This window comes from Bacteroides sp. DH3716P, from assembly GCF_025914115.1.
In the GTDB taxonomy this organism is placed as follows: Bacteria; Bacteroidota; Bacteroidia; order Bacteroidales; family Bacteroidaceae; genus Bacteroides; species Bacteroides ovatus.
Window position 1 is genome coordinate 5,197,765 of sequence record NZ_CP083673.1, and the last position, 21,017, is coordinate 5,218,781.

At 45.6% G+C, this 21,017-nt stretch carries 21 protein-coding genes and 1 pseudogene; 2 read left to right on the forward strand and 20 right to left on the reverse strand.

Features of this window, described 5'->3' with window-relative positions:
* The 4 genes from KQP79_RS19615 to KQP79_RS19630 all read right to left on the reverse strand — a co-directional run bounded on the left by KQP79_RS19615 (position 1) and on the right by KQP79_RS19630 (position 3,696).
* Entirely contained in the window at positions 1–663 is a 663-nt protein-coding gene (locus KQP79_RS19615; protein WP_004320217.1) for an RNA polymerase sigma factor, read from the reverse strand.
* Complete coding sequence (locus KQP79_RS19620) at positions 663–1,553, reverse strand: caspase family protein (RefSeq protein WP_004320219.1); 891 nt, start codon at positions 1,551–1,553, stop codon at positions 663–665. The genes KQP79_RS19615 and KQP79_RS19620 overlap by 1 nt, the downstream gene beginning before the upstream one ends.
* Positions 1,554–1,618: 65 nt before the next feature.
* Entirely contained in the window at positions 1,619–2,569 is a 951-nt protein-coding gene (locus KQP79_RS19625) for a hypothetical protein (RefSeq protein ID WP_044917893.1), read from the reverse strand.
* Between the two features lie 317 nt (positions 2,570–2,886).
* Entirely contained in the window at positions 2,887–3,696 is an 810-nt protein-coding gene (locus KQP79_RS19630) for a glycoside hydrolase family 25 protein (protein ID WP_004320223.1), read from the reverse strand.
* A 735-nt stretch (positions 3,697–4,431) separates the two neighbouring features.
* Between KQP79_RS19630 and KQP79_RS19635 the strand changes: the two genes are divergently transcribed.
* The gene (locus KQP79_RS19635) at positions 4,432–4,848 is read left to right on the forward strand and encodes a helix-turn-helix domain-containing protein (RefSeq protein WP_004320228.1); all 417 of its coding nucleotides are present in this window, start codon (positions 4,432–4,434) and stop codon (positions 4,846–4,848) included.
* Positions 4,824–5,441, forward strand: coding sequence for an IS630 family transposase (locus tag KQP79_RS19640; protein ID WP_232305451.1), 618 nt, complete (start codon positions 4,824–4,826; stop codon positions 5,439–5,441). Before KQP79_RS19635 ends, KQP79_RS19640 begins: the two co-directional genes overlap by 25 nt.
* 49 nt (positions 5,442–5,490) lie before the next feature.
* On the opposite strand, the gene KQP79_RS19645 is transcribed toward KQP79_RS19640, so the two are convergent.
* The 16 genes and pseudogenes from KQP79_RS19645 to KQP79_RS19720 all read right to left on the reverse strand — a co-directional run bounded on the left by KQP79_RS19645 (position 5,491) and on the right by KQP79_RS19720 (position 21,013).
* Positions 5,491–5,994, reverse strand: coding sequence for a phosphatidylglycerophosphatase A (locus KQP79_RS19645; RefSeq protein ID WP_004320232.1), 504 nt, complete (start codon positions 5,992–5,994; stop codon positions 5,491–5,493).
* A gap of 67 nt (positions 5,995–6,061) precedes the next feature.
* On the reverse strand, positions 6,062–7,768 hold the full coding sequence (locus tag KQP79_RS19650; RefSeq protein ID WP_049942665.1) for a cation-translocating P-type ATPase: 1,707 nt from the start codon (positions 7,766–7,768) through the stop codon (positions 6,062–6,064).
* Between the two features lie 886 nt (positions 7,769–8,654).
* Positions 8,655–9,152 (reverse strand): glycoside hydrolase family protein, encoded by a 498-nt coding sequence (locus KQP79_RS19655; RefSeq protein ID WP_004320236.1) that lies wholly within the window; start codon positions 9,150–9,152, stop codon positions 8,655–8,657.
* Between the two features lie 40 nt (positions 9,153–9,192).
* The gene (locus KQP79_RS19660) at positions 9,193–11,379 is read right to left on the reverse strand and encodes a type IV secretory system conjugative DNA transfer family protein (RefSeq protein ID WP_004320237.1); all 2,187 of its coding nucleotides are present in this window, start codon (positions 11,377–11,379) and stop codon (positions 9,193–9,195) included.
* 81 nt (positions 11,380–11,460) lie between these two features.
* Positions 11,461–12,369: a fimbrillin family protein gene (locus tag KQP79_RS19665; protein WP_004320238.1), complete on the reverse strand. Its 909-nt coding sequence runs from the start codon at positions 12,367–12,369 to the stop codon at positions 11,461–11,463.
* A gap of 66 nt (positions 12,370–12,435) precedes the next feature.
* A complete protein-coding gene (locus KQP79_RS19670) occupies positions 12,436–13,089 on the reverse strand; it encodes a hypothetical protein (RefSeq protein WP_004320239.1) in 654 nt (217 codons plus the stop codon).
* 8 nt (positions 13,090–13,097) lie between these two features.
* Positions 13,098–13,571, reverse strand: a complete 474-nt coding sequence (locus KQP79_RS19675) for a hypothetical protein (RefSeq protein ID WP_128859686.1) — start codon at positions 13,569–13,571, stop codon at positions 13,098–13,100.
* Between the two features lie 104 nt (positions 13,572–13,675).
* The gene (gene traN / locus KQP79_RS19680) at positions 13,676–14,521 is read right to left on the reverse strand and encodes a conjugative transposon protein TraN (RefSeq protein WP_004320241.1); all 846 of its coding nucleotides are present in this window, start codon (positions 14,519–14,521) and stop codon (positions 13,676–13,678) included.
* Positions 14,522–14,591: 70 nt separating this feature from the next.
* Positions 14,592–15,902: a conjugative transposon protein TraM gene (traM, locus tag KQP79_RS19685; RefSeq protein ID WP_264386546.1), complete on the reverse strand. Its 1,311-nt coding sequence runs from the start codon at positions 15,900–15,902 to the stop codon at positions 14,592–14,594.
* The gene (locus KQP79_RS19690) at positions 15,886–16,305 is read right to left on the reverse strand and encodes a hypothetical protein (RefSeq protein WP_004320243.1); all 420 of its coding nucleotides are present in this window, start codon (positions 16,303–16,305) and stop codon (positions 15,886–15,888) included. Before KQP79_RS19690 ends, traM begins: the two co-directional genes overlap by 17 nt.
* A 12-nt stretch (positions 16,306–16,317) precedes the next feature.
* Positions 16,318–16,934 (reverse strand): annotated as a pseudogene (gene traK / locus KQP79_RS19695) (conjugative transposon protein TraK).
* A gap of 58 nt (positions 16,935–16,992) precedes the next feature.
* Positions 16,993–18,192, reverse strand: a complete 1,200-nt coding sequence (locus KQP79_RS19700) for a hypothetical protein (protein WP_264386547.1) — start codon at positions 18,190–18,192, stop codon at positions 16,993–16,995.
* On the reverse strand, positions 18,192–18,593 hold the full coding sequence (locus tag KQP79_RS19705; RefSeq protein WP_004320246.1) for a hypothetical protein: 402 nt from the start codon (positions 18,591–18,593) through the stop codon (positions 18,192–18,194). The genes KQP79_RS19700 and KQP79_RS19705 overlap by 1 nt, the downstream gene beginning before the upstream one ends.
* Before the next feature lie 17 nt (positions 18,594–18,610).
* Positions 18,611–19,483, reverse strand: a complete 873-nt coding sequence (locus KQP79_RS19710) for a phage antirepressor (RefSeq protein WP_264386548.1) — start codon at positions 19,481–19,483, stop codon at positions 18,611–18,613.
* A gap of 12 nt (positions 19,484–19,495) precedes the next feature.
* Complete coding sequence (locus KQP79_RS19715) at positions 19,496–20,260, reverse strand: DUF5045 domain-containing protein (RefSeq protein WP_004320248.1); 765 nt, start codon at positions 20,258–20,260, stop codon at positions 19,496–19,498.
* 27 nt (positions 20,261–20,287) lie between these two features.
* Positions 20,288–21,013, reverse strand: a complete 726-nt coding sequence (locus tag KQP79_RS19720; RefSeq protein WP_004320249.1) for a hypothetical protein — start codon at positions 21,011–21,013, stop codon at positions 20,288–20,290.
* Positions 21,014–21,017: the final 4 nt, after the last annotated feature.

Here is a 21,017-nt window from a genome sequence, read left to right on the forward strand (position 1 = left end):
TTATGAGTTCAACTTTCTCTTATAGATTTCCCTCGCCGATTTTCGCAAAGAGTTCATGCACTTGTTCTTCTTCGTCTTTAAGGCATTGTATGACTCTATTGTCGGCATTTCCTTCAGGATAGTCTCCAGTTTCTTCTCCTCGTAATAGAATTTGGTGAGTATCTGACTGCACCTTGGTGACATGTGTGATATGACATCCGCTATAATGTCAAGCATCAAGTTCTCGCCCGAATCATAGAGCATATCTATATAATCGTTGGGGTCGAAGCCTTCAGCCCTTAGCAACCGTCCTAATTCTGTTTCGGGGTCAGCATATACAGGATGCTCGCGTCCGTATTCTAAATACTTGTTTCGGGCTATGCTCATAAAGTAGGTGAGGATGCTGCCGTTCAGGGGCTTGTTGTCTTTTCCCATCACGATTCCATCCTCCACATAAATTTTTCTTCTTTCTATGTTCTCCCAGAACGCAATAAAGGTGTTCTGTAGAATCTCTGCCGCCGCATTATCGTCAGCGAAGAACACACCCCTATAGTTGTCCCAAAAGTAATCGGAGCAGTATGCGTACAGCTCGTACTGAGTGCGCCGACCTTTGTCTGCTATACCCGCTACAAGTCGTGCTTCGTTCTCTTGTATGGGGGCTCTGAATTGTATTGTTTTTGCCATTACTGTATGATGTCTGTTATTCTAAATCTATCGGTCTCGCCAGTCATTACTGGATATTGAGGTCTGCTGCCCGTATTGGAATTGACAAACATTCTTATTCTTCGAAAGAAATCATCGTTGTCATTTCCTGTGCTTTCCTTTACCTTATTATATATTGCATAGGTAAGTTTACCCACAGCCGGACTTTTCATTTCAATGTTCACTTGGTCGCTTTTGCAAGCACTGATGGTAATCCACCTTTCCTTATTCACCTGGGCATTTGGATTTACATCCGTCTTGCCTTTATCAGTAGAAGCTCCCCAGATAAAGGTTTTGATAGCTTCGAATATGTCTTCCACGCCACGCACCACTTCATCCTCATCACCACGTGTTGCATCACCGCTATGACAAGCATCTATCACCACCAGCATCTTGCCCGAATCTCCAATTTTGTCTCTGATGGCATTCAGATAATAGTTCACTTCGTCATCCGTGAGGTGTTTCTCACCTTTGTCTTTCTCGCATGGCTTTCTGTAGGCATCGTATGGAATCCAGCACTCATCCAGTCCGTCCTTCTCGTCATTATGCACATCTTTCATCTGTTGACCATGCCCTGAGAAATGTACATACACCATATCCCCACGCTTTGACTGCGATGCTAAAGACTTGAAGGCACTCACAATAGCTGCCTTCGTCGCCTGCTGATTCACGAGTTTCTTGACATTACCCGCCTTGAACTTCGCATTTACCAGCATCTCCTCCACATAGGGCACATCCTTATCACCATTTATCTTTCCCCATGTCTTATCCTCATGTTTGCCAATGCCAATGACAATAGCTCGCCGTGTCTGAGCATGTGATGTGGACGACACAACGAGCAGAAGCAAAATGAACAGTATTCGAATAGCCATTAAGTATTACATTTCTTTATAAACTTGATGTAAAAACTCAAAGAAGTAATCCCTGTTCAGATGGTTTATCTAAAGGAAGACGAAAAAAAAGATTCTTCTCCTTTGAGTTCTAACTTCATTAATGGTTTTTCTGTTACAGGAACCAATTTGCCTGTTTTCTTATTGAGTTTACACAAAGACCATTCCAAATGTTCGGGGCTGAAGTAAATCTCATCATATTGTACATTCGGGAATCTTATTTTACATTCTGGTTTCACCTCAATCAATTTTCCATTTACGTCAAACGTATAAAGGTAATGCATGAAAGATAATTCATAATCATTGTTTGAACAAAGATAATATTTTCGATGATTTCTATCTTCCAATTGATATAGTTTAGTTATTAGTGAACAGTCCTCCCCAATGGCTCTGACTTCATACCCTTTGGTGCGTTTTACAAATAAATATGACCACCAAGGATTGTGATTGTATTCATGGCCAAAATTACGCACACCAACTATATGATCTGGACTTTGCATGTTAACTAAGCAGGTGATGTCTGGACTGTAATAAGCAACTAACATCATAAACCACTCCGCATAAGTAAGATCTACACCTGGCCTATGGTTGTCAATATATGCTGCACCATGTCCTAAGTATGATAAAGATTTATAAACCAAGGTGTCAGGATAGAATTTGCATAACCCTTTTCGGTATTTATCTATTTGTAATATACACCTATCAACTGTTGATTTATCTTCTTCACAAAAGACTATTTTTTCATGCTTTAATTCAATCTCTTCAAAAAAAGAAACAAGATTTTTGACACTATCAAAATTAAAATAGGTCATTCTTGTATGAAGAACTTCACCCGTAATCTCCACATCATCTATGTTCCTATTTGTTAGTGCAGATATTTTATCATCATTTAATTCAGTAGAGATAGAGTCTTGTTCAACCAAAGCATCTCCGCCAGTCTTATTGCTTTTACATGCACAAAGTATAAGAATTATCGCAAACATAATGTTCTTTTTCATGCCGTTTTGTTCTTTTCATTTTTGAAATTGTTGGTGTTATTCTCTAATCCTTAAAACCATTCAAGCGTTTGTATTTGGGATTAGCCATCATACACAATGAATGTCTCAAAATCTCAGATAAATATTCAATAACACAAGTTCCATTCTTCCATACAGAAGTCACCAATCGCCCCAAAGAGGTATATACATTATACCGCAGCAAAAAAATACTACAGTCCAAAATTCTGACATTTCCATTTGTCATAAGTCTCAGTCTCCACTGCGTTCAAAGTTGATTAGGATGTTTTCGCAATATGAACAAACAATTACATCCAGCTTTATAATTCTATATCAGAAAGCGTGGTTCCATTACAGAATCTGTCAAGATCCACATATCCCTTGACACCATGGATTTCGTCTTTCTCTGTGTATTGCCAAATATTGTGTCTTCCAAAGCTGTTAAGAGTCGGTGGATTCTTCCCATATCTAGCAATAAAGAGGAAATATTTATCAAATTCAGGAGACAATTTTTCCTTGTAAAAACCATATTGACTGTACAGTAGAGGATATTTGCCATACTCTGATTTAACAAGTTGCATGAATTCATTCAACTTACGTTGGAGTTCGTCTCTAGAAATAGAGCTATTTCCTGCTTCTTCAACATCAACCATTGGAATCAAATCCTGCGTGTGTTTGTCTATATGCTTCTTAAAATTGCGGAACTGGTCTTTCGCAGGTTTTCTGCCGATGAAATAATGATAGCTACCTATCTTGAGGCCTTCTTTTCTTGCATCATCCACATAATCATGATACTTATTATCTACTTGCCTCGCACCTTCAGTTGCCTTTATATATACAAATTGTATTTTGGGGTCAGAAGCGACTTTTTCCCAATCTATTTTTCCTTGATACTTAGAGACATCTATACCATTATAGTCGTCTGAAAAAATTGTTGTACGTTCTTTCTGTGGATAAGCAATTTTTATATTATTATAAAGATGCCATATAGCACAAAATATGGTGACACACAATGTACATATAGACAATGGTCGAATACGGTGTAGGAATTTTATATATCTCCTTTTAATGCAATAAAATAACCCTTTATTTTCTTTTTTTCTTGACTTTCTCCGATATTTTTTTGCCATATAAATCAAAAAAGAAGCGACCAGAAATATATAATGTTGTCATACTGAGCATTCAACAATCTCCAGAATGACGTAAACACATTGTAATGAGGGAAGAATGCCACAAGTATAATACAGCAGTTAATTAGTCGAGCAACGTATATAAACAGATATGAAAACAACAAAGGGTGATGATTTATATCGGTTTGATATTTACCAGTTTGATGAATAAAGCAATTTACATGAAAAGACAGGCTTACACCTATTATTATATCAAATATCCACATTCCGTGAAAGTTCATTAGACATCGTACAGATAATAACAGGAAAGTGTATATCGGTAAGCAATATGGAGCCAATGCCATTGGTGGAATCATGTTATTTGATTGTCCGCTCGTATATACTACACCAGAACCTTCTTCTGCATGAAAAGAATGCACCTTACGAAGGAATAGCATTGCCACAACAATATGTGTCAGTTCATGCGTGAAAGTCTCAAGCCATAAGGCATTCTTATTTAGAAATCGTCTCATGAAAGAATACCCAACGAATCCTATAGCAACCCATTGGAACAAGGATAGTTGCTGCCATATCTTAACATGCTTAGGAAAGAATAATATCTGTACTAACTTCCATGCATAAGGTATCGTTAAAACAAGAAGTATTATTAGTATTAATATAAGTAAGTGATCTAAAATATTTTTATATTCAGCACAAAATATTAATATTGTATCATGTTATTGCAACATGTAAATCATGAAACATATTAAAGTGCTCGAATTAAGTGAGGCTGATCGCCTCAAATTAGAGAAAGGCTATCATAATGAGCCTACTCATAACTATCGTATCAGATGCAAATCCATATTGTTGAAGTCGTCAGGAAAATCAGCTTCAGAAATAGCTGAAATATTCGATGTGACAATACCAACAGTATACGCATGGATAAAACGTTATAAAGAAAATGGTATCAAAGGCTTGGAAACACGTCCCGGTCAAGGTCGTAAACCAATAATGGATTGTTCTGATGAGGAATTAGTCCGTAAGGCTATAGAGGAAGACCGTCAGAGTGTATCAAAAGCACGTGAAGCCTGGGAAAAAGCTTCCGGCAAAAAAGCCAGCGACATTACCTTCAAACGTTTTTTAGGAGCATTGGTGCAAGATATAAGCGAATAAGGAAACGCCCAAGGGGTACCCCCTCACCGCAACTCTACTCATACAAGAAAGAGAAGTTGCAAGAACTTGAAAGCCTTGATTCCAAAGGTAAAATAGAACTTTATTATGCTGATGAAAGTCATGTATGTACCGATGGTTATGTACCTTACGGATGGCAGTTCAAAGATGAGTATGTCTATATTCCATCCGAGAAAGCCGCAAGACTTAATATCTTTGGTATGATTACCCGAAGAAATCAGTATAAAGGCTTTACGACACAGGAATCCATCAATGCAGACAGGATTGTGGATTACCTTGACAGGTTCTCTTTTAAGGTTGAGAAGAAAACGGTAGTTGTTCTTGACAATGCTTCTGTCCATAGAAATCGGAAGATAAAGGAAATGAGAAAAATATGGGAGGACAGAGGATTATTCCTTTTCTATCTTCCACCATACTCTCCGGAACTTAATCCAGCCGAAACTCTGTGGCGCATATTGAAAGGCAAATGGATAAGACCTGCTGATTACAATACTAAGGACTCGCTCTTCTATTGTACGAACAGAGCTCTCGCATCTGTAGGTACGAACTTATTTGTGAATTATTCATACGTATAAAATTAATTTTGAACAGTTACTTACCTATATGATATTTATAAGATTTCATTTACAAAAACTGTTTGACAATGAGACAAATTATCAGAGAGTAAAAACCTGCGAGAGCATCATCTAACATTACGCCCCAACCGCCTTTCACATTCTGATCAACCCATCGACATCCTAATGGCTTGAAGATGTCAATGATTCTAAAAGCAACAAATCCCAATATCGCCAATAACCATGTGTTTTCTCCACAAGGAGCAACAAGAGCAGGAATCCAGATACCTATAAATTCATCAATAACTACAGTTCTTGGATCTTCCCCCCAATATTTTTCCATAATATTAGAAGTCCAAGCCCCAACAACAGTTACAGCGATTGTTGTTATCAGTGTAACCCAAAATAAAACATCTACAGGTAAAAACTTGTACCCTGCCCACCATAAAGCAAGTGCAACTAATGCTCCTGCTGTTCCTGGGGCAATCGGGACAAAGCCTGCACCAAATCCTGTTGATAATATAACGTGAAACCATGGTGCATCACCTAATGGATGATTAATGTTATTACTCATTTTCTATTCTATAACCATATTGAAAAAAGAGGCAGAGTTTATAGCTCTGCCTCCTTAACCAGATGAACTATTTCTTAAACAATTGCCAGATTTCTCTTATCCAAAGAACAAGAGATGAGAAACCAATGATAATTAGCAGATCTAACCAACCATTAGGATGCTCTGCATTATGCAGCATTGGCTCAACATTGAAGAACTTAAACATCACTTCAGTAATGAGTAACTGACCGAAGACAATTACACATACGATAGTCCAGAAGCCCTTGCTCCAGAACTTTTTGCTGAACAAATTCAAAAGGACGCTTTCACCTGTTTCAAAAGCACGTGCATTAAACAGATAGAAGAAGTGAGTCCATACAAAGATTGAGAATAGCAACGTTTGTTCGTAATGAGAAACTTCGCCATTGCCTGAGAAATGAATATTCAAAAAGTCAGTCATGCTATTGATGTCAGCGTGCTGGAATATAAGCAAGAAGGCAAACAACAATACAAAGAAGAATATGCCAACACTAAGAATCTCGCCAAGCATAGGCTTGTTGATGATAAATGCACCAAGCTTCCACTGCTCCTTAAAATATGCCCAGTTTCCAATTTTATTTACATGTTCACTTCCGCGCTTACGAGGTTTGTCTTTCATTACATCCTTTGAAGGAGGCAATGATGCCAATGCCATCGCACCGAATGTGTCCATAATGAGGTTGATCCAGAGCATCTGAGTTACGGTCAAAGGAGAATCCTTTCCGACCAATGCACCCACAAAAACAATACAGCAAGCTGTTACGTTCACTGTGAGCTGGAAAAGCAAGAAACGCTGGATATTCTTGTATAGAGAACGCCCCCACATTACAGCCTTGCCAATGCTAGAGAATGAGTTATCGATGATTGTAATATCAGATGCTTCTTTTGCAACAGCAGTTCCTGCACCCATCGACAGACCAACATTTGCCTGATGCAGTGCTGGAGCATCATTTGTACCATCACCGGTAACTGCGACTACTTGATTGCGTGCTTGTAGTGCTTCAACAAGACGTTTTTTGTCCATTGGACGTGCACGAGCAATAATCTTCAAATCAAGTACACACTCTTGCAACTTCTCATCAGAAAGTTCTGCAAGTTCTGTACCTGTTATTATGTTACGATCGGTGTCGGCATCGGCCCATAAGCCAATTTCACGACCAATTTGCTTTGCAGTTCCAGGAGTATCACCAGTTACTATCTTGACCATTATACCAGCATTCATACATTCTTTAACTGCATCAGGAACATCTTCTCTGACAGGATCTTCAATAGCAACTACACCTACGAAGTGCTTGTCTATGGCAAAACCAAGTGTACGATAAGCACTATCTTGATATTTCTGAAGTGATTCCTTCAGAGTGACCTCGTCAATATCGGAAGAATCACACATGCCAAAGACTATCTCAGGAGCACCCTTAGTATATGTAACTTCCCTATTAGTTACTGCTGAAAAAACTGTGGTTGACATGTATTTTCTTTCAGTAGAGAATGGAATTTCATTCTTTGTGTTAGATGCTTCTTTAAGACGACGATAATCATATTTGTTGGTATGCAACCACAAGAGTAATGCGCCTTCCGTAGGATTACCAATAGGTCTTGGTTGGCTTTCTGAGAAATCGAGTGATGCAGTAGAGTTTACAGCAATTCCTTCTGCCAATTCTGGAGTTAATTTCCCAAAAGTACACTCCTTAACCTGCATTTTGTTCTGTGTAAGAGTGCCTGTTTTATCAGTGCAGATAACTGTTGTTGCACCCATAGTCTCACAAGCGTGCATTTTACGAACAAGGTTATTAGTCTTGAGCATAGAATACGGAGATCGTCCTGTTGTCCGTCCCACGGTCTGAGGCTCTAGCAATTGCCTATTTTGGTTGAACAGACAACGTCAGAGCCCACGCCGATATGAGTAATCGCTCCATTGCATAAAGTAGGCGACAACTCAGCAAAACGCTCAAGCCAGCTTGGCGGTTCCGCTTTCGGTTTGCGCTACTTTTGGGAGACCTATATAAACAATTTTATTGCACCCGAAAAGGTACAATTCGTGCTTACAAGGTCTCCGCAGGAGTGATATAATCACACCCGGGACATCTACCGTTGCTACGTTCAAGACCAAACATTTCTGTGACTTGCTAGATTACAGACCGTCTCAAACACAGCGTCAAGTAAACGCCTTCATTATGTCTGGACTATCTTTCCCACCCAATGCCCGCTTTGTATTGCTTTGTCATCATGTGACTCCGCCATACTCAGCACGGCGTAGGCTGCCTCGCTAATGCCATGTAAGAACACGTCTAACTGCGACAGATAGAGCGAAAGGCTAATAGTCCAAGTGCAAAGGTACGCATAATTTTTGAATTAGATGATAACAACCGAAAAGAAATTTTTGTACAAATCTTAAAATTAACACGAATTAACTATAAAAATTACCGTATTCCGAATTTTTGTATAAGAAAAAGTGCTTAATAACATCAAATTTGAGCCACTTAATCCGTCAAAAAGCCATATTGTCAAAAAAAACACTTATTATGCCATCATAAAGTATGTGCACATAAATGGCAAAGTATGTGCACATCTAAGCCCAAGTATCTGCACATACAGGCATGTGCCACTCTGATCAATATATAAAGTGAGGACAAAATAAAGAACTATGGAGAGAAGAGCAAATTATACTCTACCAATCGTCTTCTTCGGATAGAAGGTATGGCTTTCCCTTTCCACTTGCAAAACTTCAAATAGAGAGGCAGAATTTGCCTTTCACCTTTCTCCAAACGGATGAGCAAGGTTGACTTTGGATATCTCGTATTGCCCAACAACTTTGCAGGACCTATTTGGTATGAAAGAGCTGCGAGAAGATAGGCATCCTTACCATATCGCGAATATAGACGATAGTGCTGTATAAGGTCACTTCTTAACAGGGAATCCGCCTGTCGGCGAGTCAGTGAATTGCGGAAATGTTCTCCTTGTTGAATCTTGTGACCATATCCGACATGCCCAGGCGTTTTGCTTTGCGTATGCCATCCCTCAAAATATTTTGTCGAGGTGACAAGACGTTCAAAAAGTACCCTATCTGGTTGCTGACTGTGACAGGGTACAGGGCAAGTGGATAATATGCTCAACAGAATTATTGTGATAGGTCGTATCATGCTGTTGTTCTTATGTTCATTCTCTTGGTTTTGTTGAATACTACATTGACTTGAATAATTGTATCTCCTTGATCATGGCTTTCACGTCCTCACCAACCTGAACGAAGTTCTTGTAGAGGATGCGTTCTCGCTCTTCCTTCGACTTGAACTTATAGAACTTAGGGAGAGGGACATACTCCGATTCCTCTTTCTTGATTTCCGCCATGTCGAAGTCGGTCTTGCAGTAGAACTTGGAAGTCTTGAACTCCTCGCTTTCCTGAATGTTCATCGAGCCGTTCATGCCGGTCTTGGTGGCTACGAAGTCACGGGCGGTTTGTCCGCAAATCCATCCAGTGGGCATATCGGAGATTTTGCTTGCAGGCACAAGGCTGTCCATGTTCTCATTGAGGTTGATGGAGGTCTTGTCACGGTCGATGGTCACTCCCTTTTTGAGCTGCACCACCTTGCCGAAGATGTCACTCGACAGCCATTCGAGGGTTTCCTTGGCACGAGCCGAACCGCTCACCACATTACCTACCGTGGTGATGATTTTCTGCATTCCTACCTTGCCATAGTCGGCTTCCAACTGCGGCAGTTCCTGAAAGCCCAAGGCTACGCTTACCTTGTTGCTTCGGGCTGTGCCTATCAGTCGGTCTATCTTGTGGAAATACAAGGTCGGCAACTCATCGACGATGATGCTCACAGGAACGTTCTTGCCTTGTCCTGTATTCACTCTTGTCACAAGGCGGTTGAGAATCAAGGCATTCAGCGCACCAATGATGCTCTCCATCTCGGGGTCGTTGGCAATGAGCAGATAGCTCGGATTCTTCGGGTCGCTGACCTTCAGGTCGAAGTCATCGCCGTCCTTATGGAATATCCAATAACTCTCCTTGGTGGCAAGGCGGGAGGTATAGACACGCAACGTGCCTATCATTCCCTCCAACTGCTCCATGGCTTTGTTGGCAAAGGCGGTTTGGAACGGACCAAGCAGCGGGGCTACCTCATTGTCAGTCTGCAACACCTCGAAGATGGTCTGATAACTCTCATTGAGGAACGACAGAATATGCGGCATATCAGAGTATTTGCCCAACCAATAGGCGGGCTGCACCTCCATGCCAGAATGATCGAACACCCGTCCTGTGGGTATCAGCCGCTTGGTCTTCGGGTCTTCACGTCGTTCGGCTATCAGCATCTTCCCGTCCTTGTCGTAGGGCTCTTTGCCATAGTTGCAGAAGAAATAGATGCAGGCGGCAAGGAAGTTGACGGCAGAGGTCTGGAAGAACTGGTCGCTGCCACCGCCGCCTTCCTTCTTTCCCTTTTGCAGGGATTCAAGCAGAGTCTCGGCGGTCTCGCTCGCTGCGGCAAGGTTGTTGATGTACTTCAACTGAATAGGGTTCACACGGCGAGAATACTCCACATCCACAAAGTTTATGATGTTGAACTTCATGCCATTGGGCATCTTACTGTCCTTGGCATTCTTGTTCTTCAAGTAATGATAGTAGAGTTTGGTGGCGAGGGTGGGAAACTTATAGTCGTACACCACCATGGCAAAGCCCTTCTCGCTATGCTGCCTGATGAAAGGCTCAATAATCGAAAAAGTCTTACCAGAACCAGGAGTACCCACAACCCATGTGCCTCGGAACGGATTGACGATGTTCACCCATCCCTTGCGGAACTTACCCTTGTAGTAATAGCGCATCGGTATGTTCACGCTGTACTTGTTCTCCTGCAATTCCCTGCATTGCTCGAAGCTCTCGTTCTCGAAGTTGAAGCGGTCTTTCAGCAAGCCCTCCTTCAGGAACTTGGAGATATTGTCGAGGGCAATATGCACCAACACAACACCGACGATGGAAGTGAGCATATAGAGCCAAGTGTTCAAACGGAGAGTATAGAAACGGAGCATTATCGAATGACCGAACAGCCATACGGACAGCACAATCAGCAGTACTCCCGACAGCAGCGGATAAAGCACCTGCCTACGAGCGTCAAACTCCAGATGTTTCTTGTTGCGCGTTCCTACACAGGTGATACATATCAGCAGGAACGTAGCCACCTTGCTATACACGAGGTTGCCGTCATGGTATATCATCCACCGCTTGATGCGCCCGTGGATGTCCGTCACCACGCCGCCCAAGAAGTCCAACTGTTCCGGCTCCAGTGCGTAGGCGAAGAACTCCATCAGGATGGAGACGTAAATCACCGCCCTGAATATCTTGTAAAAACCCTGTAACTCTTTGCTTTCTTCCATTTACTTTACAATGATTTTGGGTGATAATGAGAAAAGGAAGAAGGATGCCACGGTGGACACCCTTCTGTCCTCTTTTGAGTTTTATTCGTAGCCGTTGATGGTCTTCTCAGACTCTACTGTCCACGGAGAGATAGTTGCAGATATGACCTCCAAGGTGTTACGCACAGGCTTCAATGAATAGCTGTAGGAATGACCTGCTTTCCAAGTGTCGTTTGTGAGGAATACAAAGTTCTCCCCATTACTCAGTTGCAATGTCATGTCTGGCATAACCTGTGCAGGAACATAAAGCGTATATTCCATGTGGTCACTTTGTGGGTCGCCGAAATAATAGGTTGTCACCGACTCGTCACTACATTCCACTTTTCCGGTCTTGATGTTGAAAGTGCCGCTGTCAAAATAACCGATGAACGTGAGTAGGCTTCCTGCAAAATCGTTGGTAGTGAAACCGTATTCGGGCGAGGTATAGACCTTGATGATGACACGCACCATCTGATGGGTGAAGTTCAATGTGAGACTCGGATTGGCGTATGATGCCGTTCCACTGGCAAACAGGAAATCATTGACCTTCTGCTCACTCTGTACAGCTGCCTCCGGCACTTGGAACTCTATGAGATCGTTGGTAGGATTTGCCGTATAGGGATAGTAGGCATTGAAGGTGTGGGTGTCTGTGTCCGTGAAAAACACCTTGTTGGCTGACACAAACTGATTGGTGCCGCCGCTTCGGGTGAACTTCATGTTGTTGATCATCCCTGTGGAAGAAATACCAATCATATCATTGAGTTCCCACTGATTGTCAACGGCTCGTGTGGAAACGGTAGGTTGCAGCATCTCCAGATTGGTAAACACCTGAAGCTGCTTGGTTGATGTGCTGTCGGTCACGACCACAGAACCGCCGCCACCAGGCAGGTAAATCTCATTGACGATGTCTTGGTCACAGGACGTGAGGAGCACGGCTCCAAGTCCCAACATTAGAAACAAATTCTTTTTCATGCTTTTTCTTTTTTAATTGTTGTACTTTGATGATGATACGGGTGATTCTCGATGTCTGTATATGGACTAATCCATAATCGTGATGATGGGTCTCGCCTTATGCGGCTGCCACTTGGGAGTCTCCTGTATGGCACCGCTGCCAAGGGAGTAGAGCCATGCCTTGGCGGTCGCCTGTCCTTCTACCTCCGTTGAAGTCCAATACCAACAGTCATCATCCTCATCGGGGATGGGTGTTCCGCCGCATTTCAAGATGTAGGGGTTGATGATGTCCTTGGCATGATAGAGCAGACGCATCTGCGCCACGCTCGGTATATAGGCACTCTGACCGTAACGCCACATGTCGAAGACACGTTCTGCCAAGGGCGACTTCACATCGGCCGTGCCATAGAGGGCAAAGGTGTTGGCATTACCATCGTAGGCGGTGAGGTCACAGGATGTGTCCTGCTCTACACCGATGCTGTCGGCAAAGGCTTCGGGAACGATGTCCCACAGATAGACGGCATATCCGTTACCCTCCATTTCTTCCCTCTGGTTGATGTTGAACACCACGGCAATGGCTTGCTTGCCCGATTGCTCATAGGTTTCGTAGGGCATCACCTTGCCGTCAGTGGTCAAGATATGGGTAACCTTCATGGCAGTATCGGGAAAGTCCTGATGCTCGTCACAGGCAGTCAGCAACACCGTTGCCGCAACTGCAAGTATTGATAATAGCTTCTTCATACGCATAGTCATTTTACAGGAAGTTTCACACCCAGGACAATACCCGTTCTAAACAGGTCTTCGCCCTTAATCATCACGTCGGTCTTCACCTGCCAAAACAGTTTCCAACCATGGCGCAAGGTGTAGTTATGTTCATAGCCGAGGTGGATGCCGCCCAAGAACCTGTCGGTATCGCTACCAGCAGATGCTCCGATGCGCATGTTGCCATGGTGGTTGCGTCCTCTCACCACACAGGGTTTATAGGCAAAGCCGAAACCATAACTGCGGTAGTTGTTCCAGAAGCTCTCAGGACACACATGACCGCACGAGGCGCATTCGTCCCACTTGATGTAGCCATTGGCAAAATACTCCCACGCATTGTGGTACTTCGTCTCATGCTCGTAAGACAGCGTCACGTCCAGTCCTCGCTCATACAGGCAGCCGAACCCCAAGGATATGCGGTCGCTATTCTGCTGCGCTATTGCCGGAGTCATGCTTGCCATAAAATAGATGGCTATCAGCAATAATGTATGCGCAAGCCTATTGGCTTTCCCTTTGGCCGCCGAACGTTGTTTCTTCATTCTACATTCTTCACTCTTCATTTTCATCATTCTTCCTCCAACAGTATATGGTTAAACGAATCGGCTGACAGCACATCCTCATAGTCGATGCTGAGCGAGATGGTACGTCCGCTTATCTGCTTCTCCGACAGTTCTATGGTCAGCACCTTGTCGTTGGGGAAGGTCATCTTCTTCACCACAATCACGTTGCGATAACCGTACTTGAAGGTCCTCGCATCGTCCAACACAAGGGCTGGGGTCAACTCCACTATCTGCGCATTGGTAGCCTTGCTCTGCTTTTTGTCCGACAGTTTGATGCGCATCTCGTCAATGTCGAAGCGGATGTTGGTCTTGTTCTCCACGGAGAAGTCGATGAAGAAATATTCGCCCACGCTGTAGATATTGTTCAGACGCATCACCATGCGGTGCATCTTCGTCGCCACATTGCGATACTTGGCAGCCGATGACCATATCTGACGCGCATACTTGGTCATGTCGGCAGTGGAGAGGCTCACAGCCGGGTTATTGTAGGCATTGCGCTCCGAGCATTCTATCTCCTTGTCGGTTACAGCCTCCTGCATCCTCGTGGTGTAGAGCAGTGCATACTGCGTGCGGTAGCGTTCCGTCACAATGGTCACTATCGCCAGCACCTCGCCGTCGGCATACACGTTGTCCTTGGGCTTCAGGCGGATGATGTTGTTGATGGGTTGGTCGCCCACCACCTTGTCGGTGGATATATCGACAAAGCGGATGGGTTCGGAGGCGGTGATGACGGTGGTCACTTGGTCGTTGACAGTCAGCTGCTCCATCTCCATGTAGGTAGTCTGCGCCTTGGCTGAAAGCACGCTCAGCGACAACAATGCACAGACGTTAATCTTCTGAATGATATTCATAATTGTTGATATTATTGATGTTTATACTTGATGAGCCACCGTTCCCGATGATTTTGTCATCGGGCAGTGTCTATTTCCTCTTCTCTTTCCCATTGACCAGATACACAAACGTCCCATACTTCAGCTTCACCTTGTTCTTCTTGATAGCCTTGCTGATGGCGTTGCTCGTCTTCTGGTAGGCATTGGTCACGGCTTGCATTCCCCATTGCGAGAAACTGTTGTTCGCTCCACTCTGGTCGATGTTCATGTTGCTCTGNTTCTGGTAGGCATTGGTCACGGCTTGCATTCCCCATTGCGAGAAACTGTTGTTCGCTCCACTCTGGTCGATGTTCATGTTGCTCTGCATCGCACCGCTCGCCACATCCTTGGTTGTTTCACGGAACTGGCTACCGGGGACATACAAGCCCTCCAGTCCGTCCGTATCATAGAGCGAAAGCGACACCTTTATCAGCTCGTCATCCACCAAGATAGAGTTGATGCTGCCCTTCACTCGCTGAGAACCGAAACCGCTCATGGTGGCATAGAGATACGACCCTTTCTTCACCATGGTCTCACCAATCTCTATGTCGTCCAACAATCTCAGCCGCACTCTCGATCCGTCCGTAGCTTTCACATCCTCGTCAATGATGGCCTTGATGAGCTTCGGCTCATGCTCGTTCTGCGTCAGGGTGTTGAAATAGTCGGAAGTCACCTTCACCTTCTTCACCACCTCCTGTGCCTTATCCTCCTCATCCAACGCCTTGCTGTCCTCGGCAATCTGACCTTTCACCTCAATCGGCTCCTTGGGAGGTTCAGCCTGTGTGGTGTCCTGTACCATGGGGGCAACAGCAGCCTGTCCTCTCAGCCTCGCTTCGGCGAGTGCCTTGTTGAGTGCTTCGAGTGCTTCCGCTTCTCGCGCCTTGGCATCGGCCACTTCGGCNGCCTGTCCTCTCAGCCTCGCTTCGGCGAGTGCCTTGTTGAGTGCTTCGAGTGCTTCCGCTTCTCGCGCCTTGGCATCGGCCACTTCGGCTGCATCGTCCTTCTCTTCTGCCTGACGGACGAGTTCCGCAAGGTCTTCTTCTGTGTACTTGGATTCATACGTTTCTTTCTCTTCTTCGTTGTCACGCTCAATGTTATCCACAGCCGAATAGTCGGCTATGCGACCATACGACTTCGCCATGTTCTCATACTTGCCGCCGATGCCGTCGCCCTTCCTGATCTTTGCACTTGGCAGGTTGGGGTTCAGAAACTCGGTGGTCTGCAGGTTCTTGTCCTGCTTCTTCGCCACCTCCGTATCGAACATGTCAAAGACAAAATAGCCTGTGGCAAGCAATGGGATGTACACGATGGCTGGCAGCATGTACTTCGGCTGACGGAAGTTTATCTTATCTGTTATTTTCATCGCTGTCTGATTTTGATTCGTTTGACTTCTTGTGGATTCCATCACCAACTTGATGTTTCACGGGAGGAAGTGTGCAATGGGCGGCATCCATCACCTGCCGTATGCGCCCTTCCTGCCGCTCAATGGCACTTGTCGCCTCCGTTCGATGACCGTAGTACTGCACCATCCTGTAGATATTGATGCCGAAACAGGTGGCAACAAAGCCAAAGACGACGACGAGAAACAGCGTCTTGTGTGCATTGGCGAAGCCTTGCACCTTAGCCGCCGCACGGTCTATCCTCGTAGTCTTGGCAAACTTGCGCCCTGCCGCCACCTCCTTCTCATATCGCTCCTTGTACTTGGGGTCGTTCTTGTCGGGCATCTCTTCGCCCACAAGCATCCGTCTGATTCCTTTCACACTCATACCGCTGCGATATTAGAAGTTTGACTTCGACTTCTGCTCAATGTCCTTGTTGAGCAAGGTTCTCCAGTTCGTGATGAGCAGTCCGTGGGGATTGTTCTCCGTCCTTGGCACACGCTTCACCTGTCCCGCCGTCACCAGTTCACGCATCAGGATGTTGCTCCTTCGCTCAATCCTCTGCCTTCCGTAGTAGGTGAACTCCATCTTCTCCTTGTTGAACTTGATGCTGTCACAATAGATGCTGAACACGGCACTCGTACCCATGATGTTGTTATAAAAGCCCTTCTCCTTCAGCGTATTGTACTGCGCTAAACCAGTTTCATCGACCAGATACATCGCCTTCTCCATCGAATAACGGATATACTTGTCATCGGGAGCAAGCGTGAAGAAGTAATGGTGGAACATCTCGATATGGCTCTTTGCCTCCACATCCAGCGTCTCTTCCATCGNGTGGTGCGGTTCACCAGTATAGGCACGTTGCCGTCCAGCACATACACCTTCTGCTGTGCATCCGTCACCATGCAGCGTGCCGTCCAGATACTCGACACCGAGATGATGATGCAGCCAATCAGAAAGGCGGTGCAGATAATGCCCACCAGCTTGATTTTGTTTTCTAAGTTCTTGATTACCATAATTTATACTTTTTATTGTTTCAATAGGAGGTGCGGTGTCTCACCGCACACTCACTTGTTATCTCATCACTGTCGCCATGGCTCCCGTAGCCGTCATTTTGGCTTGTTGTGCCACGCCCTCACCGAAGTTTCTCGTTGAGAAGGCAGTGTCGCCCTCTGGTATCATCCATGCCGCAAGGTCGGGCACGAGGTTCAGACATTTCAACGCCACGATGCTCGCCGCCATCAGATAGCCTGCCGAGAAGAACGAGTTTTGCAGATAGGCTGCCATCGTCTGCTCACTGGCTGTTATCACCGTCAGGTTCTCTACCTGTATGCAGAGCACTATGTCAAAGAGCAACAGGACGTAGAAGCCGACGAAGTAGAGCATGGCTCCGTAGAAATGTACTGTCAGATAGCGTATCAGCCATTTCGCCCACGCTCCTTCCCACTTGGGCAGCAATGAAAATGCCCATTGTATCGGACCGAATATTGTGAGCATACCGAGCAATATCTGCTGACAGTATATCGTTGCCCACCAACCGATACGGAACACGATTAGGGCTATCAGCATCACTATCTTGTCGATGCCCACCACAGCCCCTGCCGTCAGTGAGGTGAACCACAGTTTGCTGGCATCCTTCTCCATGTTGGTCACTTCGTCCACGCCCGTCTGCTCCATCGTCGCNAACCACAGTTTGCTGGCATCCTTCTCCATGTTGGTCACTTCGTCCACGCCCGTCTGCTCCATCGTCGCCTCTATCAGGTTGGGGTCTGACGTGCCCTTATGCGCCACGTCTGCCTGTGCCTGGAGGTCGGTGTACATCGAGTCCCTGACATATACCAACTGCTGTACCTCCTCAAACTTGTCGGAGATTTGCGTCGCCTCTGCCTCATAGAGGTCGTGGGTGTAACTGCCGATGCAGTTCGGGATATAGGATAGGAAGTCTAATACGCACCAGCTACTGCCGCTATTGGTCATGCCTGTGTCAGCAGGTGGGTACCACCAACAGAGGATGATGCTCACCACCAGTGGCTTGAACAGTTTCATCACGTCCAATGGTTCGTTCTTCACCATCATCTTGTAAGCCATACTTGCCGCCACGATGATGGAGAATAGTGCCGCCAATGCCATACACATTTGGAGAATCCACCAGAATGGCCCCTGTGAGCCTGTGAAGGTGGCATCGGTCAGGAACTCGTTGGTCTGGAATATCACATCGTCAATCTCCTCTTCGAGGATGTTGATGCCGAAATCGCTGAGTATGTTGTCTGCCATCAGTGCTGGGTTCTATGGTTGATAATCTCTTTGATAAACTCTACGCCTTCCGGTGTCCACGACAGATAGAAGTGGTAGAAGCAGCGCATCCTGCCTGTGACATAAACCGCAATGCCCTTGTCCTGAAGGTCTTCACGCAGTTTCCACATCCCATATTCCTTGGTGATGATTCCTTCCTCTTTGAGCGTCTTCACAATCTTGCCGTAGTAACTTCCGACATGTTTGTGAAGCTTTGACATTGAAACTACCTGTAAATCAGATGGCATATAATGCTCATCAACGATGGGTGTCCTGCCGATGACGCTGATTCGCTTCGGCATCCTCGACATCTCCAACTGCCACTTGCCGTTTTTTCTCTTGGCGGCATAGAGGCGCAACTGTATTTTTGATATTGATTCCATAGCTACTTCTTTTTGTTTTATGTTCTTTCGATAACAGGAATGACTCCCACGCTCTTCAGTTTCTCATAGAGGAAGCGGCGGCCTTTCTGTGTCCACTTGGTGTTCATGCGCACATCTTCCGAGCCGTCCTTGTGTTTAATGAGGTAGGTCTCGCTGGTCACATAACCGCAGTCCTTGTAGTCGGCATAGAGAATCCACTGCTTGCCGCGCTGGTACTGGATATTCATGTCCTTAAGCCGTCGGTTGAAGCGGATGGACGACTCGCCATAGTCCTGTGCTATCTGTGTGACCAAGACCTGTCTCTTATACACATCTCCGAGCCCACGAGACCGAGGCTGATCTCGTNTGTCAAGGTAACTCACCTTGTCCTTCATCTCCGTCACTTCCTGCTGCAGGTCATCCACCTTGGAACCCAACTCAACGATGCGTGTCCTTTGGTGTTCACACTCCTGTTCGGCAAGCAGACGCTTCTGTCGCTCTTCCTTCAGATTGACAGCTAACTGTATCAGGAAGTCTGGCTCTGTCAATGCCTTCTCGATGGTCTGTTGTGTCATGTAGGCACCATGCTTGCGGATAGTGGGGAGCACCTCCGATGTCACCCAATGCTTGAACTCACGTGCCTTGGGCATCTTGGATGACAGTATGAGCGCGTAGAGTCCTGACTCGTTGATAAAGACGGTGTTAGCCTTGTAGTTGGAACCTGATACCTGAATTAGGTATGAGGTTTTGTCCTCTTCATCTACGTGATTCACAATGGCATTGGAGGGATTCTTGTACCCAAGAACTTCAGCAACGTCCTTTCCCATGAAGCCAACTTGACCGTCGGGCATTTCCAGTGTTCGTATCTGTCCAAACTCTGGGTTTTTGAAAATTTGAATGTTGTTATCCATCTCTGTTCTGATTTATCTGTTTACACTTTCTTCACCATCGCCGCCGCTGGAATCATCGCCGTCAGTGCCTGTCGTGCTCCTCACACCCTTCATGTTCTCCTGCCAACGGCTCTTGGCATCGCTGATGATGCTGCCTTTCTGCACCACACGGTCGTTGGTGGCTGCCAAGAGGACGGTGGTCTGTCTTTGGGTGTTGAGCTGAACGATATATTTGAGCAATGTCTCGTTCTGTGCCGTCAGGTCGGCATAAATGCTCAGATACTGTCGTTTCCTCTGCGCATTGGGCATATAGGCATCCTTAGTGGACTTCACCGCACACTGGTACATATTGTACAGTTCCTCCCAACGGCGTTTGTCGTTGATGGTGCCGCCTGTGGGGATGATGTGGTCGATGTTCGCCTTCATCTTGTCCAACTGACCGTTGATTTTGCTGCTCTCGGCAAGCCAGGCAAGGTCTATCTCACGGTCGGCGACGTTCAGGGCTTCCACCTCCGCACGCTTGGTCAGGGCAGAGTCTATCTTTTCCGCATCATCCACTTGGTTGTAGAGGTTGATGCCGGCAAGGGTGCGGAAGCCCAACTTGTTCTTCTCTGCCGCCGTCTTCTTGTAGCTGTTGTGCAACAGCCAATAATAGAACTCAGGGGTGAGAGAACCGCCACCCGTCTCCATCACCGTTATCTGGTTCTGCTTCGATGAGTCGTGGTTGTAGGTTACGCTTTGGGCTGTGGCTGTGATGGTGGCTACAGCCGCCATGATGAGTATCATTGTCTTCTTCATATTCATTCTTCTTTTGTTTGCAATCCGTCAATAGTCAAGTTTTCCTGCCACTTTCCATCGGCTGAAGGCATCTTCGAGTATCTCTTCCTTCGTCCGGGTGCGATACACTTTCTCTTTCCAGTAGCCCATGCGCAGCTGTACATACCGCCATGTCTGGAAGTATGCTTGGTTCAGATGTTTCTCTATCAGGTCCAACGAGTTGTTGATATTGTCCAACACCATCAGCAGGTCAGAGGTGGAACAGGCTGCCGCTCCCGTGGCATACAACACGAGGTCGTTGACACTATGATAGAGCTGACTTCCCTCGTTGTATATGTTGTCGATGGCTTTCTTGTTGATGCTGATGAGCATCGTGTCTGCCAGTTCGATGTGCTTCCGCTTGATGACCTTATCATTAAAGTCCTCCAAGAGGTTCTTGTAGTCACTGATGCGGTCGCTCACCGTCTGATAGGTGCTCTTCACATTCAGCACCGTGCGCAATGACTGGTACATCACATCGATGATGTCAAAGGCACGGGTGTATTTGTCCAAATCCACGTTCAGTTCCTTGTACTTGCCCACCTCCTCGCTACTGTATTCATGCAGCAGTTGGTTGCTGTATTCCAAGGTACTTCGTGCCAACAAGAGGCTTCGCTGCATCTTGTGGTCGTTGATGTATGCTTCTACCGACACCGCATCAAAGCCCCATTGCGCCAAGGCTGTCTTGGGGAAGAGAGTTATCAGTAGGAGAGCTATGATGATGGTATGTCTCATTCTT